This is a genomic window from Micromonospora musae, assembly GCF_003626635.1.
GTDB lineage: Bacteria > Actinomycetota > Actinomycetes > Mycobacteriales > Micromonosporaceae > Micromonospora > Micromonospora musae.
In genome coordinates this window covers 317,416-330,739 of sequence record NZ_RAZT01000009.1, presented here as the reverse complement: position 1 = coordinate 330,739, position 13,324 = coordinate 317,416, and the positions used below count along the sequence as shown (strand labels likewise).

Sequence of the window (13,324 nt, the reverse complement as noted above, 5' to 3'; positions counted from 1 at the left end):
TCAGTAGGAGGTCGCATGTCGTCGCCGAACGCAGAATCCACCGCTTTCCGCAGCGCGCTCGAGGTGATCCGCGCCGTCGAGCCCCGGGTCGCCGGCGCCATCGCGGCCGAGCTGACCGACCAGCGCGAATCACTCAAGTTGATCGCCAGTGAGAACTACGCCTCCCCGGCCACCCTGCTGGCGATGGGGAACTGGTTCAGCGACAAGTACGCCGAGGGGACCGTGGGTCGCCGCTTCTACGCCGGCTGCCAGAACGTCGACACGGTGGAGGCGCTCGCCGCCGAGCACGCCCGGGAGTTGTTCGGCGCCGCGCACGCGTACGTCCAGCCGCACTCCGGCATCGACGCGAACCTGGTCGCCTTCTGGGCGGTGCTGGCCGACCGGGTCGAGGCGCCCGCGCTGGAGAAGGCGCGAGCCCGCCACGTGAACGACCTCACCGAGGCGGACTGGTTCGCGCTGCGCCGGGAGCTGGGCAACCAGCGGATGCTCGGCATGTCGCTGGACGCCGGCGGTCACCTCACCCACGGGTTCCGTCCGAACATCTCCGGCAAGATGTTCGACCAGCGCAGCTACGGCACCGACCCGCGCACCGGTCTCATCGACTACGACAAGGTCGCCGAGGCGGCCCGCGAGTTCAAGCCGCTGATCCTGGTCGCCGGCTACTCGGCGTACCCCCGGCGGGTGAACTTCCGGATCATGCGGGAGATCGCCGACTCGGTCGGGGCCACCTTCATGGTCGACATGGCGCACTTCGCCGGCCTGGTCGCGGGGAAGGTGCTCACCGGCGACTTCGACCCGGTGCCCCACGCGCACATCGTCACCACCACCACCCACAAGTCGCTGCGCGGCCCCCGCGGTGGCATGGTGCTCTGCCAGCCGGAGCTGGCCGAGCAGGTCGACCGGGGCTGCCCCATGGTGCTCGGCGGCCCGCTGCCGCACGTGATGGCGGCGAAGGCGGTCGCGCTCGCCGAGGCCCGTCGCCCCGACTTCGCCGACTACGCCAACCGGATCGTGGCCAACGCCCAGGCGCTCGCCGAGGGGCTGCTGCGCCGTGGCGCGAACCTCGTCACCGGCGGCACCGACAACCACCTGGCGATCATCGACGTCACCTCGTACGGGCTGACCGGCCGGCAGGCCGAGCAGGCGCTGCTGGACTCGGGCATCGTCACGAACCGCAACTCGGTGCCGCAGGACCCGAACGGCGCCTGGTACACCTCGGGCATCCGGATCGGAACCCCGGCGCTCACCACCCGCGGCCTCGGCACCGCCGAGATGGACGTCATCGCGGAGCTGATCCACACCGTGTTGAGCCAGACGAACGCGGGCTCGAACGCGGACGGCACCGCCTCCAAGGCGAAGTACGCGCTCGACGCGGCGGTCGCCGACAAGGTCAGCCGGCAGGCCGGCGAGCTGCTGGCCGGGTTCCCCCTCTACCCCACCGTCGACCTCACCTGACCGGACCTTGTTGATCAAGAGGTTCGCGTCACGGACCGATCGATTCCTGACGCGAACCTCTTGATCAACGGCGAAGCAGGGCGCGGATCCGGCGAATGGGGGCAGCGGATCAGGCGAGTGGGCGCTTCAGGTGGTAGCGGTGCACCTCGGTGCTGCCCTGCACGTTGTTGACGTCCTCCGCGGCGGAGACCAGCTCCCAGCCCTCCCGGCCGACCCGGTTGAGGTGCGCGACCGCCGTGTCGCCGTACGCGGTGATGTCCTTACGGGACCCGTCCGGCCCGTACCAGACGAACGACACGTGGAAATTGCGGCCCTGCCCCTGATAGCGGCGGACCAGCAGAGCGTACTCCCAGGCAACCATGCGGCCCATTATGACCGTCCATCCAGGACGTCGGAACGGCAGTGGTGGCGCTTTGCCACGCGGTGAACGCGGTGTGTCAACTCGCCCGCGAACCGCCCCGACCGCCGGTGGCGCCCCTACGCTGGGGCGATGGCTACCTGGGAGGACGTCCGCCGGATCGCGGCCACCCTGCCCGAGACGAGCGAGCACGAGTCGTACGGCGGCCTGCCGGCCTGGCGGGTGCGGAACAAGGCGTTCGTGTGGGAACGTCCGCTGCGCGAGGCGGACCGGAGCGTCCTCGGCGACGACGCGCCGGACGGCCCGATCCTCGGCGCCCGGGTGCCCGACCTGGGCGCGAAGGAGGCGCTGCTCGCCGACGACCCGTCGGTCTACTTCACCATCCCCCACTTCGACGGGTATCCGGCGGTGCTCGTCCGGCTCGCCCGCATCGGGCGCTCCGAGCTGACCGAGCTGATGGTCGAGGCGTGGTACGACCGCGCTCCGAAGCGGCTCGCCGCCGCGTACCGGATGCCGGCCACGCCGTCGCCGGAGTGACCGCGGCGCAGCGGGCGGTGGCCGGGACCGGCGGCGAAGACGCTCCGCCCCGGATGTTCGCCCGGCGTTCGCCGGTGGGCCTCCCGGATGTCCGCTTCGGGCCCTAACGTGATCGCCCGGACCGGACGCCCCTGCCAGGAGGCCGCCGCGCATGAACCCGTCACCGATGGGCCGCACCACGCAAGCAACGGTCACCGCGGTACGCCGCATCGGCGACAGCGCACCGCACAACGCCTTCACCGACCTGGCCCGACACCGGGACCGGTGGTTCTGCGTGTTCCGGGAGGGCGGCTCGCACGTCTCCGGCGACGGGGCCGTCCGCGTGCTCGTCTCGGCCGACGGTCGCCACTGGACCTCCGCCGCGCTGCTGACCCGCGACGGGGCCGACCTGCGGGACCCGCGCCTCGTCACCCGCCCCGACGGCCGGCTCCAGCTGTACGCCGCCGCGGCGACGGGTGGCTCCACGAAGGCGTTCCGGACCGTCACCTGGCTCTCCGCCGACGGGCACCGCTGGGGTGACCCGATCCCGGTGGGTGAGCCGGACGTGTGGTTGTGGCGGGCGGCCTGGCACGGCGACGCCATGTGGGGCGTCGGCTACGCCACCCGGGAACCGCGCTTCGCGCGCCTCTACCGCAGCGGCGACGGGCTCGACCTGCAGCCGGTGGTGCCCACGCTCTTCGCCGACGGCTACCCCAACGAGTCGGGGCTGATCTTCGAGCCCGACGGGACCGCTCGCTGCCTGCTGCGTCGGGACCGCGACACGGCCACCGCGCAGCTCGGCAGCGCCCGCCCTCCCTACCGGGACTGGCACTGGACCGACCTGGGGGTCCAGGTGGGCGGGCCCGCTCTGCTGCGGTTGCCGGACGGCCGGCTGATCGCCGGGGTACGCCTGCTCGACGGCCGCGCCCGCACCGCGATCTGCGCGCTCGACGCCGAGCGCGGCGAGCTGACCGAGCTCGTGACGTTGCCCTCCGGCGGCGACACCAGCTACCCCGGCCTGGTCTGGCACGACGATCTGCTCTGGGTGAGCTACTACTCCTCCCACGAGGGACGCACCTGCGTCTACCTCGCCGAGGTGACGCTCGACCGCTGAGCCCGGCCGTGGAGACGGCGTGCCGCCCCGGCGGGGTCCGCACGGGACCGGCACCGCGCGGATCCGTGCTCAGACGGGTTCTGGGCGGGCACGTGGAAGCGCCGCCCGGCGCTCAGACGGGCGTCGGCGTCTGCGCGTGGACGTGGAAACGCAGCGAACGGGCGTCGGTGAAGCACTCCCGCATCGACCGGACCAGCTCCCGGTGCTCCGGGCTGCGCTCCCAGGTCTCGAAGTCGGTGAGGCTCTCCCACTCGCTGGTGATCAGCCACTGCTCCGGGTCGGCCGACGACCGGCACACCTGATCCACCAGGTGCCCGGGCACCCCGCCGGCCACCTGGTGGCGGATCGTCTCGTACGCGGCCAGGAAGGCCTCCGTGCGCTCCCCCGGCACCCGGACCAGGAAGACCACCCGCGCCCGCCGTTCACTCATCCTCGTCCTCCCTCACCGGTGCCGTCCCGCGCAGGACCAGCGCACTGTTGTAGCCGTCGAAGCCCCGCGCGCAGACCATCGCCACCCGGCTGCGCGGTCGCCGGTGCTCACGCAGGAAGTCCAGCTCACAGCCGGGAGCCACCTCGTCGGGACCGGCCGAGGCGGGCAGCGTGTCGTGCCGGAGGGCGAGCAGCGCGGTGGCCACGTCCAGCGCCGCGCCACCCTGGTGCGCCCGGCCGGTCAACGGCTTCGGCGTACTGACCGGCGGCCGTCGCGAGCCGAAGACCGCCCGCAGCGCGGTGGCCTCCGTACGGTCGTAGCGGGGCACCCCCAGCGCGTCGGGCAGCACCACGTCCACCTCCTCCGCCGAGGTTCCCGCCCGGTCGAGAGCCAGCCGCATGGCGCGGGCGTACTGGGTCGGGCTTCCGGCCGTCTCCGGGCCGGTGTGCACGGCGTCGTGGGTGGCGCCCCAGCCGGTCAGCTCGCCGTAGATCCGGGCGTCCCGGGCCAGCGCGTGCTCCAACTCCTCCACGACGAAGACCGCCCCACCCTCGGCGGGGAGGTAGCCGCTCGCCGCCGCGTCGAAGGGCCGGTAGGCCCGCTCCGGGTCGGCGACGTCGCTGAGCAGCCCGCCCGCCAGCTGACAGGCCAGGGCGTACGGGCTCAGCGGGCACTCGGTGCCGCCCGCGATCACCACCGGTGTGCCCCGGCGCACCGACCGGACCGCGTGCGCCAGGCTGTCCAGGCCACCGGCGGCCTCGCTGACCAGCACCCCGCACGGGCCCTTGAACTGGTGGTGGATGGAGAGCTGCCCGACGCTGGCCGCGTAGAACCAGGCGATCGACTGGTACGCCCCGACGGTGCGCGACGATCCGCCCCAGAGGCGCTGCAGCTCCCGCTGACCGAAGAGGTTCCCGCCGGAGGAGCTGGCGAGGGTGACCGCGTAGCCGTACGGGTCGGGCGAGCGCTCCGGCAGGCCGGCGTCGGCGAGCGCCAGCCGGGTGGCGGCGAACGCCAGGTGCGTCCACCGGTCGGTCTGTACCAGCTGCCGGCTCTCCGCGTACCCGGTCGCCTCGAAACCGGTCACCTCACCGGCGAGGCGGGTCGGGTAGCCGGCCGGGTCGAAGAGGGTGATCGGCCCGGTACGCCGGGTCCGCTCCCGCACCGTCTGCCAGTGCGCGGCCGCGCCGATGCCGCTCGGGGCGACCACCCCGATGCCGGTGACCACCGCCCGCGCGGTCACGCGGCCGCCTTCGACAGCCGCCGGAAGATCATCGCGGACTGGAAGCCGCCGAACCCGCTGCCCACCGAGAGCGCCACGTCGACCGGCAGCTCGCGGGCCTCGTTCGGCACGTAGTCCAGGTCGCACTCGGGGTCGCGGGTGGTCCAGTTCGCCGTCGGCGGCACCACGCCGAACTCGATCGCCAACGCGCAGGCCGCCATCTCGATCGAACCGATCGCGCCCAGCGAGTGCCCCACCATCGACTTGATGGAGCTGACCGGCACCCGGTACGCGGCCTCGCCGAGCGCCCGCTTGAAGGCCGCGGTCTCGTGCCGGTCGTTCTGCCGGGTGCCGGAGCCGTGCGCGCTGATGTAGGAGACCTGTTCCGGGGCGAGCCGGGCCTGGCGCAGCGCGGCCTCGATGGAGAGCGCCATCTCCACCCCGTCGGGTCGCAGCCCCGTCATGTGGTAGCCGTTGCTGTGGCTGGCGTACCCGGCGACCTCGCAGTAGACGTGCGCGCCGCGCCGCCGGGCGTGCTCGGCCTCCTCCAGCACCAGCACCGCGGCCCCCTCGGCGAGCACGAAGCCGTGCCGGTCGGCGTCGAACGGACGGGAGGCGTGCGCGGGGTCGTCGTTGTCCGGGCTGGTCGCCTTGATCGCGTCGAACGAGGCGACGGTCACCGGCGAGATCGGCGAGTCGGCGGCGCCGGTGAGCACCAGGTCCGCCTCGCCGTCGACGATCAGTTGATGGGCGTACCCGATGGCGTCGATGCCGGAGGTGCAGCCGGTGGAGATGACCTGCGCCGGGCCGTGCAGCCCGTACCGGCAGGCCACGTCGGCGGCGAGGCTGCTGGGCACCAGCGCCTGGTAGAGGAAGGGGCCGCCGCGGGCCGCGTCGACGAGCCACCGCCGGCCGCCGTCGGAGACCGTCACGTACTCCTGCTCCAGCGCCATGGTGCCGCCGACCGCCGTGCCGAGCACCACCCCGGTGCGGTCCCGCTCGGCCTCGGTGAGCTCCAGCCCGGCGTCGGCGACCGCCTCGTCGGCGCAGGCGAGCGCGAACTGCACGTACCGGTCGGCGCGGCGTCGCTCGACCTCGGTGAGCCCGGCCGCGACCGGATCGAAGTCGCACTCGGCGGCGATCCGGGACCGGAACGGCGACGGGTCGAAGAAGGTGATCCGCCGGGTCGCCGTCCGCCCCTCGGTGATCGACTTCCAGAACCGGTCCCGGGTGACCCCACCCGGGGCGATCACGCCGATCCCGGTCACCACCGTGCGGCGCCCGCTCACGACGCGCCCCGCTCTTCGGCCAGCTCGGTGTCGACGTGGCCGAGCTCCGGCCGGGGCGCCAGCGGTCCGAGGTGGAACACCACCTCGGCCGGCTCGTCGCCGGTGTTGCGCAGCCGGTGCCGTACGTTGATCGGCACGTGGAGCGCCTCGCCGGCGGCCACCGGCACCGGCCGGTCGTCGAGGTCCACGATGATCGCGCCGCGCGCGACGTAGAGGAACTCCTCGCTGTACGGGTGGTAGTGCTCGGCGATGCGCTCGCCCGGGCCCAGCCGGGCAACCCCCATGAAACCGGAGGTGCTGCCGACGGTGCGTGGCCCGAGCAGCACCCGCAGCTCACCACCGCGACGCCGGTCGGCCGCTACGTCGCGGGCCGCCACCAGGCCCACCGTCCGCTCACTCATCGCCGCCCTCTTTCACCGTGAGCTCCCCGGTCTGCACCCGGCGCTCGATCCGTTCCTTGATGACGGCGAGCTGCACCGCGCTGTTGGCGTTGATCCGGTCGGTCATCCCGGCGTTGTCCACCGGCGCGGTCGCCTTCATGGAGAAGTCCTGCGTCCAGGCCATCCGGGTGCCCGCCGGCTCCTCGGTGTAGCGCCAGTGGATCCGCATGTACTCGAACGGCCCGGTCTCCACCCGGTGCGCGTGCACCTCGCGGGTCTTCGGGTCCGCGGTACGTTCGCTGACCCAGCTCCACGAGATGCCGTTCTCGTCCGGGTGCATGGTGAGCCGGAACCGCACCGTGTCGCCGTCGCGGTGCAGGATCTCCACCACCGCGTACTCGGTGAAGAGCTCGGTCCAGTTCGCCACGTCGTTGGTGATCTCCCAGACCAGCGGCAGCGGGGCCGCGATCACGATGCTGTTCTCCGTGTGCGCGGGCCGCTCGCCGTGGTGCTGCGCGGGCACGGCGTGCGCGGTGGGCGGGCCGTCGGCGCTGCGGGCGACGAGGTCGGCCACCGCCGGGATGCTGAGCTGGGCGGCCTGTTCGGGGATCTGCACCCGGTACCGGTCGGCGACCACCGCCGACAGTTCGAGCAGGGCGAGGGAGTCCAGGCCCAGCTCCTCCAGGGAGGCGGCCGGCGCACGGGCGGCGACCTCGGGGTCCAGCCCGCAGTGGGTCACCAGGATGTCGGTGATCGCAGTGGTCAGCGGCTGGCCTTGGGTGACGGTCATCAGTCCTCCTCAGTCGGACATCGGGCGGTCGGCGGTGGTCGACGGGCGGGTCGCGGTCACCGCGGTGACCGGCGGGTCCGGGGTGTCGGCCGGCGGGGCGGTGAGCAGCCGGTCGACCAGTCCGGTGTGGTGGCGGCCCTTGCGGAACTCGGCGTCGTCGAGCACCCGCCGGGCGAACGGGATGGTGGTCCGTACGCCCGGCCCGGCGACGTCGAACTCGTCGAGCGCGCGTTCGAGCCGGTTGAGGGCGAGCTCCCGGTCGGGCGCCCAGACCGCCACCTTGGCCAGGAGCGAGTCGTAGTGCGGGCCGACCAGGTAGCCGGGGTAGCCGTGGGTGTCGACCCGGGTGAAGGGGCCGCCGGGCGGGACGAAGCGCTCCAGCCGCCCCGGGGTCGGGGCGAAGTCGCGGTCGGGGTCCTCCACGTTGACCCGGCACTCGACGGCGACTCCGTGCAGGCGGATCTCCTCCTGCCGCAGGCGCAGCGGCGTTCCCGCGGCGATGTGCAGCTGTTCGTGCACCAGGTCGATGCCGGTGATCATCTCGGTGACCGGATGCTCCACCTGGATCCGGCAGTTGATCTCCAGGAAGTGGAACCGCTCCTTGGCGTCGACCAGGAACTCCAGGGTGCCCGCGCCGGTGAAGCCGACCGCGAGCGCGCCGCGCAGCGCGGTCTCCGCGATCGTGTCGAGCGTGGCGGCGGAGAGCGCCGGCGCGGGCGCCTCCTCGATGAGCTTCTGGTGCCGCCGCTGCACGGAGCAGTCCCGGGTGCCCAGGTGCACGCCGTTGCCGTGGGCGTCGCAGAGCACCTGCACCTCGACGTGCCGGGCGTCGGTGAGGTACCGCTCGACGTAGACCCGGTCGTCGCCGAAGACCTTCTGGGCGGTGGCTCGGGTCTTCGCGTAGGCCCGGGGCAGGTCGGCCGGGGTCCAGACGACGGTCATCCCCCGTCCACCGCCCCCGGCCGCCGCCTTGACGATCACCGGGTAGCCGATCCCGGCGGCCACCTCCACCGCCGCGTCCGCTGTGGGCACCGGCTCGACACTGCCGGCCGGCAGCGGCAGACCAGCCCGGCTCATCAGGGCGCGGGCGGACGACTTGTCGCCCAGCGCGGCCATCACCTCCGGCCGCGGGCCGATGAAGGTGAGCCCGTTCTGCGCGCAGATCTCGGCGAAGTCGGCGTCCTCGGAGAGGAAGCCGTATCCGGGGTGCACCGCCTGGGCGCCCACCTGCCGGGCCGCCTCGACGATGGCGGCGGCGTTGAGGTAGCTGCGCCGGCTGGGCGCGGGCCCGATCCGGACCGCCTCGTCGGAGAGGCGTACGGCGGCGGAGTCGGCGTCCGCGGCGGAGTAGACCACCGCCGTACGCACACCGAGCTCACGGCAGGCGCGCAGCACCCGCAGCGCGATCTCGCCACGGTTGGCGATCAGGACCTTCTCGAACATCCCACACCACCTCAGGCCGGTTCCAGCGCGACCAGCGGCTGGTCGTACTCCACCGGTTGGCCGTCGTCGGCCAGCACGGCGACGACGCGGCCACCCCGCTCGGCGGCCACCTCGTTCATCAGCTTCATCGCCTCGACGATCCCGATGACCTGCCCGGGCCGTACCAGGTCACCGACGGCCACGAACGGCGCCGCCCCCGGCTCGGGCGACCGGTAGAAGGTGCCGACGATGGGCGCGCGGACCACCGCTCGGTCGGCGGGCTCGGCGGGCGCCACGGGCTCGGCCGTGGACGGCGCGGCCGGGGCCGGCCGCCGCGGCGCGACGGGCTCCACCGGGGCGGGGGTGCCGCTGCCGTGCCACTCCACCTCCAGCACCGTCTCACCGCTGCGCAGCCGCACCCGACGTACCGGCCCGGCCAGCTCGGCCACCAGTTGCCGGGCGTGCCGGCGCAGCCCCGCCAGCACGGCGTCGGTGCCGGCCCCCGCTTCGGTGCCGTCCGGGACGCTCTCGGCGGTCGCCACGGGCCGCGGCCGGGCCGCGCCGGCGGTCACCGGGCACCCGCCCGGTTGCCTGCGCGGGCCGCCCCGAAGCGGCGGAAGCGCTGGCGGCGACGGCGCACCAGGGTGGCGGGTGGCAGGTCGAGCAGCGGCGACAGGTTGGCCCGCACCGCGTCGCGCAGCGCCGTGGCGGCGGCGTCCGGATCGGCGTGCGCGGCGTCGGCGGGCTCCGGCACTATCTCGTCGACCACGCCGAGCCGGTGCAGGTCCGGCGCGGTGAGCCGCAGCGCGCGGGCGGCCTGCGGCGCCGCCGAACGGTCGGGCCAGAGGATCGCGGCACAGCCCTCCGGGCTGATCACCGAGTAGACCGCGTGCTGGAGCATCAGCACCCGGTCGGCGACCGCCAGGGCGAGCGCGCCGCCGCTGCCGCCCTCGCCGGTGATCACCGCGACGACCGGGGTGGGCAGCACGGTGAGCGCGAGGATGTTCTCCGCGATCGCCGCGGCCTGGCCCTGCTCCTCGGCGCCGACACCCGGGTCGGCGCCGGGCGTGTCCACCAGCGTGACCACGGGCAGGCCGAGTCGGGCGGCGAGGCGCATCAGCCGGAGCGCCTTGCGGTGGCCGGCCGGGCTGGCCATGCCGAAGTTGCGCGCCACCAGCTCCGCCGTGGTGTGCCCCTTCTGGTGGCCGATCACCATGAGCGGCCGGCCGTCGAGGCGGGCGAGGCCGCCGACCACCGCCGGGCAGTCGCCGCCGAGCCGGTCGCCGTGCAGCTCGACGAAGCCGTCGAAGGCGGACTCCAGGTAGTCCAGGGTGGTGGGCCGGCCGGGGTGTCGCGCCAGGCGTACGGTCGCCCAGGGGTCGGCCACCTCGGCCGGCGGGTCGACGGCGGTGGCGGTGACGGTGGCGGTGGCGTGCGGCGTCGGCTGCCGGGGCACGGGCGGGCTGGTCGCCGGCGCGGCAGCCTCGGCCGGGCGCGGACGTCCGGTGCGGCCCGCGGCGAGCAGCGCCACCAGCCGGCCCCGCAGCGCCCGGCGGGGCACCACCATGTCGACCTGGCCGTGGCGGAGCAGGAAGTCGGCGGTCTGGAAGCCGTCGGGCAACGCGCGGCCGGTGACCTGGCGGATCACCCGCGGGCCGGCGAACCCCATCCGGGCCCCGCTCTCGGCCACGACCACGTCGGTGTTGGTGGCGAACGAGGCCGCCACCCCGCCGTAGGTGGGGTCGGTGAGCACGCTGACGGTGAGCAGGCCCGCCTCGCGGAGCGCGGCGACGGCCTGGCTGACGGTGGCCATCTGCATCAGCGACAGCACGCCCTCCTGCATCCGCGCCCCGCCGGAGGCGGTGACCAGGATCAGCGGCACCCGTTCCTCCAGCGCCCGCTCGGCGGCCCGGGTGATCAACTCGCCGACGGCGCAGCCGAGGCTGCCACCGAGGAAGCGGAAGTCCATCACCGCGAGCGCGGCCGGGTGACCGCCGAGGGTCGCGGTGCCGCAGAGCACCGCCTCGGCGAGCCCGGTGCCGGTACGGGCGGCGGTGAGCCGGTGCGGGTACGGCACCACGTCGACGAAGCCGATCGGGTCGACGTCGGCGGGGTCGTCGGGCAGCGGTCGGAACGAGTCCGGGTCCACCAGTTGCCGCAGCCGGTCCGGCGCGCCGAGGCGGCTGTGCACACCGCACTCGGGACAGACGTCCAGGTTGCGCCGCAGCCGCTTGCGGTAGAGCAGGGTGGCGCAGCCGGCGCAGCGGGACCAGAGCTGCTCCTCGCGGGGCGCGGTGGCGGTCATGGCCGCCGCCCGACCGGCGCGGCGTCGAAGCGGTAGAAGCAGTGCGCCATCGCGTCGCGCGGCGAGCGCCAGGTCGGCGAGTACGGGGTGATGTACGGCCGCAGGCGCGCGCTGACCCGGTCGAACTCCGGATGGCCCCGGGCGGCCTGGACCGCGGCGTCCCCGGGGAGCTCGGTCTCGAGCAGGTGCACGTAGAGGTCGTGCAACCGGTACAGCGACCGGTGCCGCACCCCGGCCAGGTGCGGTAGCTCCGTGGCGTCGGAGTCGGCGAAGACCTCGGCGACCTGCGCCTCCGCGGTCGGGATCACCTTCGCGACGATGAGCGATCGATCCATGAACGAGCCTCCCCCCACGGCGCTCACCGGGCGTGCGCGCCGGGCGCCGGACGAGCCGGACGACTCCCGACACGATGCGGCGCGGCTCGTCACGACGGCGTCACCGCAGCGGGTACGCGAACACCCCTGGTTGGTGACGCTGCGTTGACGCAAGCTGTGTATCCGCTATGCGTCGCCTGTCCTCGATCGTCGACGACGACAAATTTCCGCAGTTCAGAGCAGGTCTCATGGATTCTCCGGGGTAACTCGCGTCGCCGTCGCGACATTGACCCAGAGTGACGGTTATTGATAATCTTCGTCACGGTCAGCCCGGCGGCCCGGCGCGACGCCGCGGCCACGGCGAAGCGACGACAGCGGTGTCACGGGGCAGCCGCGCCGGGGGACACAGCAGACAGCCGGTACGACCGTTCCGCAGGGGGTGCCGCCGTGGCCGCTGATCCGTCCGTGCCGCCGACCGGGAGCCGTCCCGGCGCGGAGGTCTCACTGCACCTGCTGGGTGGCTTCCAACTGCTGCACGGCGACACGCCGGTGGTGGTGCCGCGCGGCCTGCAACGGGTGATCGCGCTGATCGGCCTGCGCCCCGGCGCCACCCGCTGTCAACTCGCCGGCCTGCTCTGGCCCGACGCCGCCGAGGAGCGGGCGCTCTCCTCGCTGCGCACCGCGCTGTGGCGGCTGCGGCAGGACCCATGCTGTCCCCTCACGGTCAGCGCCGACACGGTACGGCTGGACCCGGCCGTCCGGCTCGACGTCGACGAGCTGGTCGGCACGGCTGGCCGGGTACGCGACGGCGACGACGCGCGCAACGCGACCGGGGCGTTCGCCGCCGGCCGCCACGACCTGCTTCCCGGCTGGTACGACGACTGGGTGTTGCTGGAGCGGGAACGGCTGCGCCAGCTCCGCCTGCACATGTTGGAGCAGGTGGCCGGCCAGCACCTGGCGGCGGGCCGGCACGGCGAGGCCCTGCAGGCCGCCTTGGAGGCGATGGCCGCCGAGCCGCTGCGCGAGACCCCGCACCGGCTGGTGGTCCGCATCCACCTGGCCGAGGGCAACGCCTTCGAGGCGGTGCACGCCTTCTACGTCTACCGGGACCTGCTCCGGCGGGAGCTGCGGCTGGAACCCTCGGCGGCGATGTGCGCGCTGCTCGACGAGACGCTCGCTCCGATCCGCCGGGCCACCCGCGACGGTGGCGGCCCGCGCCGCTCCCCCGGCCACCCGGGCCGCGCCACCGGCGGGCCGCCGCGCCCGGCGTCACCGACGCGACGCAACGTGTGACGGGCAGGTGACAGGCCGGACGGCACGGTGGGCGGCACGACAGTCCCGTGGCCTGCGACGTGGGCCACCGGTGGAAGGGGTCCGATGAGCCGTCTACTGATCGTGAGCAGGATCGCGCCCGGCGCGGAGGGCCGGGTGGCGCAGATCTTCGCCGAGTCCGACGCCACCGAGCTGCCCGAGCTCACCGGTGTCACGCACCGGTCGCTGTACTGCCTGCACGACGTCTTCGTGCATCTCATGGAGACCGCCGACGTCGCCCCGGAGGCGTTGAGCGAGGCTCGCAACCATCCGCTCTACCACCAGGTCAACGAGCGGCTCTCCGCGCACACCTCGCCCTACCTGCCCACTTGGCGCTCCCCGCGGGACGCGATCGCCGGCTGTTTCTACCGGTGGGACGCGATCACCGCGCCCGCTCCGCGCGCGGCCGGTTGAGGCC

At 74.0% G+C, this 13,324-nt stretch carries 16 protein-coding genes; 6 read left to right on the top strand and 10 right to left on the bottom strand.

Annotation, left to right across the window (positions count from 1 at the left end):
• Nucleotides 1-15: 15 nt before the first annotated feature.
• Entirely contained in the window at nucleotides 16-1,455 is a 1,440-nt protein-coding gene (locus D7044_RS19845; RefSeq protein ID WP_120682137.1) for a glycine hydroxymethyltransferase, read from the top strand.
• A gap of 109 nt (nucleotides 1,456-1,564) precedes the next feature.
• Here the strand turns inward: D7044_RS19845 and D7044_RS19840 are convergent, their stop codons facing one another.
• Nucleotides 1,565-1,825, bottom strand: coding sequence for a hypothetical protein (locus D7044_RS19840; RefSeq protein ID WP_120682135.1), 261 nt, complete (start codon nucleotides 1,823-1,825; stop codon nucleotides 1,565-1,567).
• 120 nt (nucleotides 1,826-1,945) lie between these two features.
• Between D7044_RS19840 and D7044_RS19835 the strand changes: the two genes are divergently transcribed.
• Together D7044_RS19835 and D7044_RS19830 are read left to right on the top strand one after the other, a co-directional pair.
• Nucleotides 1,946-2,350 (top strand): MmcQ/YjbR family DNA-binding protein, encoded by a 405-nt coding sequence (locus D7044_RS19835; protein WP_120682133.1) that lies wholly within the window; start codon nucleotides 1,946-1,948, stop codon nucleotides 2,348-2,350.
• Between the two features lie 151 nt (nucleotides 2,351-2,501).
• On the top strand, nucleotides 2,502-3,443 hold the full coding sequence (locus D7044_RS19830) for an exo-alpha-sialidase (RefSeq protein ID WP_120689807.1): 942 nt from the start codon (nucleotides 2,502-2,504) through the stop codon (nucleotides 3,441-3,443).
• Between the two features lie 112 nt (nucleotides 3,444-3,555).
• On the opposite strand, the gene D7044_RS19825 is transcribed toward D7044_RS19830, so the two are convergent.
• Genes D7044_RS19825 through D7044_RS19785 form a run of 9 tightly spaced genes read right to left on the bottom strand, consistent with a single transcriptional unit; the run spans nucleotide 3,556 to nucleotide 11,616 of the window.
• On the bottom strand, nucleotides 3,556-3,873 hold the full coding sequence (locus tag D7044_RS19825; protein WP_120689806.1) for an antibiotic biosynthesis monooxygenase family protein: 318 nt from the start codon (nucleotides 3,871-3,873) through the stop codon (nucleotides 3,556-3,558).
• A complete protein-coding gene (locus D7044_RS19820; RefSeq protein ID WP_120689805.1) occupies nucleotides 3,866-5,116 on the bottom strand; it encodes a beta-ketoacyl synthase N-terminal-like domain-containing protein in 1,251 nt (416 codons plus the stop codon). The genes D7044_RS19825 and D7044_RS19820 overlap by 8 nt, the downstream gene beginning before the upstream one ends.
• On the bottom strand, nucleotides 5,113-6,384 hold the full coding sequence (locus tag D7044_RS19815; protein WP_120689804.1) for a beta-ketoacyl-[acyl-carrier-protein] synthase family protein: 1,272 nt from the start codon (nucleotides 6,382-6,384) through the stop codon (nucleotides 5,113-5,115). The genes D7044_RS19820 and D7044_RS19815 overlap by 4 nt, the downstream gene beginning before the upstream one ends.
• On the bottom strand, nucleotides 6,381-6,785 hold the full coding sequence (locus D7044_RS19810; RefSeq protein WP_120689803.1) for a cupin domain-containing protein: 405 nt from the start codon (nucleotides 6,783-6,785) through the stop codon (nucleotides 6,381-6,383). Before D7044_RS19810 ends, D7044_RS19815 begins: the two co-directional genes overlap by 4 nt.
• Nucleotides 6,778-7,554 carry an SRPBCC family protein gene (locus tag D7044_RS19805; RefSeq protein ID WP_120689802.1) on the bottom strand — a complete coding sequence of 259 codons (777 nt, stop codon included), beginning with the start codon at nucleotides 7,552-7,554 and terminating at the stop codon, nucleotides 6,778-6,780. The genes D7044_RS19810 and D7044_RS19805 overlap by 8 nt, the downstream gene beginning before the upstream one ends.
• A 9-nt stretch (nucleotides 7,555-7,563) precedes the next feature.
• Nucleotides 7,564-8,997 carry an acetyl-CoA carboxylase biotin carboxylase subunit gene (locus D7044_RS19800; RefSeq protein WP_120689801.1) on the bottom strand — a complete coding sequence of 478 codons (1,434 nt, stop codon included), beginning with the start codon at nucleotides 8,995-8,997 and terminating at the stop codon, nucleotides 7,564-7,566.
• Nucleotides 8,998-9,008: 11 nt separating this feature from the next.
• A complete protein-coding gene (gene accB / locus D7044_RS19795; protein WP_120689800.1) occupies nucleotides 9,009-9,548 on the bottom strand; it encodes an acetyl-CoA carboxylase biotin carboxyl carrier protein in 540 nt (179 codons plus the stop codon).
• Nucleotides 9,545-11,281, bottom strand: a complete 1,737-nt coding sequence (locus tag D7044_RS19790; RefSeq protein WP_120689799.1) for an acetyl-CoA carboxylase carboxyltransferase subunit alpha — start codon at nucleotides 11,279-11,281, stop codon at nucleotides 9,545-9,547. The genes accB and D7044_RS19790 overlap by 4 nt, the downstream gene beginning before the upstream one ends.
• The gene (locus D7044_RS19785) at nucleotides 11,278-11,616 is read right to left on the bottom strand and encodes a TcmI family type II polyketide cyclase (RefSeq protein WP_120682114.1); all 339 of its coding nucleotides are present in this window, start codon (nucleotides 11,614-11,616) and stop codon (nucleotides 11,278-11,280) included. The genes D7044_RS19790 and D7044_RS19785 overlap by 4 nt, the downstream gene beginning before the upstream one ends.
• Here D7044_RS19785 and D7044_RS32440 point away from each other — a divergent pair.
• The 3 genes from D7044_RS32440 (at nucleotide 11,615) to D7044_RS19775 (ending at nucleotide 13,320) form a co-directional block, all read left to right on the top strand.
• A complete protein-coding gene (locus tag D7044_RS32440) occupies nucleotides 11,615-11,764 on the top strand; it encodes a hypothetical protein (protein ID WP_158609394.1) in 150 nt (49 codons plus the stop codon). The genes D7044_RS19785 and D7044_RS32440 overlap by 2 nt on opposite strands.
• A gap of 278 nt (nucleotides 11,765-12,042) precedes the next feature.
• Nucleotides 12,043-12,888, top strand: a complete 846-nt coding sequence (locus tag D7044_RS19780) for an AfsR/SARP family transcriptional regulator (protein WP_120689798.1) — start codon at nucleotides 12,043-12,045, stop codon at nucleotides 12,886-12,888.
• Nucleotides 12,889-12,972: 84 nt separating this feature from the next.
• Nucleotides 12,973-13,320 carry a TcmI family type II polyketide cyclase gene (locus tag D7044_RS19775; protein ID WP_120682110.1) on the top strand — a complete coding sequence of 116 codons (348 nt, stop codon included), beginning with the start codon at nucleotides 12,973-12,975 and terminating at the stop codon, nucleotides 13,318-13,320.
• The last annotated feature ends 4 nt before the right edge of the window (nucleotides 13,321-13,324 follow it).

Excerpts from the sequence above, each read along its gene's own strand:
- D7044_RS19845 (WP_120682137.1), top strand. The coding sequence starts at position 16 with ATGTCGTCGCCGAACGCAGAATCCACCGCTTTCCGCAGCGCGCTCGAG.
- D7044_RS19805 (WP_120689802.1), bottom strand. The coding sequence starts at position 7,554 with ATGACCGTCACCCAAGGCCAGCCGCTGACCACTGCGATCACCGACATC.
- D7044_RS19785 (WP_120682114.1), bottom strand. The coding sequence starts at position 11,616 with ATGGATCGATCGCTCATCGTCGCGAAGGTGATCCCGACCGCGGAGGCG.
- D7044_RS19800 (WP_120689801.1), bottom strand. The coding sequence starts at position 8,997 with ATGTTCGAGAAGGTCCTGATCGCCAACCGTGGCGAGATCGCGCTGCGG.
- D7044_RS19790 (WP_120689799.1), bottom strand. The coding sequence starts at position 11,281 with ATGACCGCCACCGCGCCCCGCGAGGAGCAGCTCTGGTCCCGCTGCGCC.
- D7044_RS19775 (WP_120682110.1), top strand. The coding sequence starts at position 12,973 with ATGAGCCGTCTACTGATCGTGAGCAGGATCGCGCCCGGCGCGGAGGGC.
- D7044_RS19835 (WP_120682133.1), top strand. The coding sequence starts at position 1,946 with ATGGCTACCTGGGAGGACGTCCGCCGGATCGCGGCCACCCTGCCCGAG.
- D7044_RS19830 (WP_120689807.1), top strand. The coding sequence starts at position 2,502 with ATGAACCCGTCACCGATGGGCCGCACCACGCAAGCAACGGTCACCGCG.
- D7044_RS19825 (WP_120689806.1), bottom strand. The coding sequence starts at position 3,873 with ATGAGTGAACGGCGGGCGCGGGTGGTCTTCCTGGTCCGGGTGCCGGGG.
- D7044_RS19840 (WP_120682135.1), bottom strand. The coding sequence starts at position 1,825 with ATGGGCCGCATGGTTGCCTGGGAGTACGCTCTGCTGGTCCGCCGCTAT.
- D7044_RS32440 (WP_158609394.1), top strand. The coding sequence starts at position 11,615 with ATGAACGAGCCTCCCCCCACGGCGCTCACCGGGCGTGCGCGCCGGGCG.
- D7044_RS19810 (WP_120689803.1), bottom strand. The coding sequence starts at position 6,785 with ATGAGTGAGCGGACGGTGGGCCTGGTGGCGGCCCGCGACGTAGCGGCC.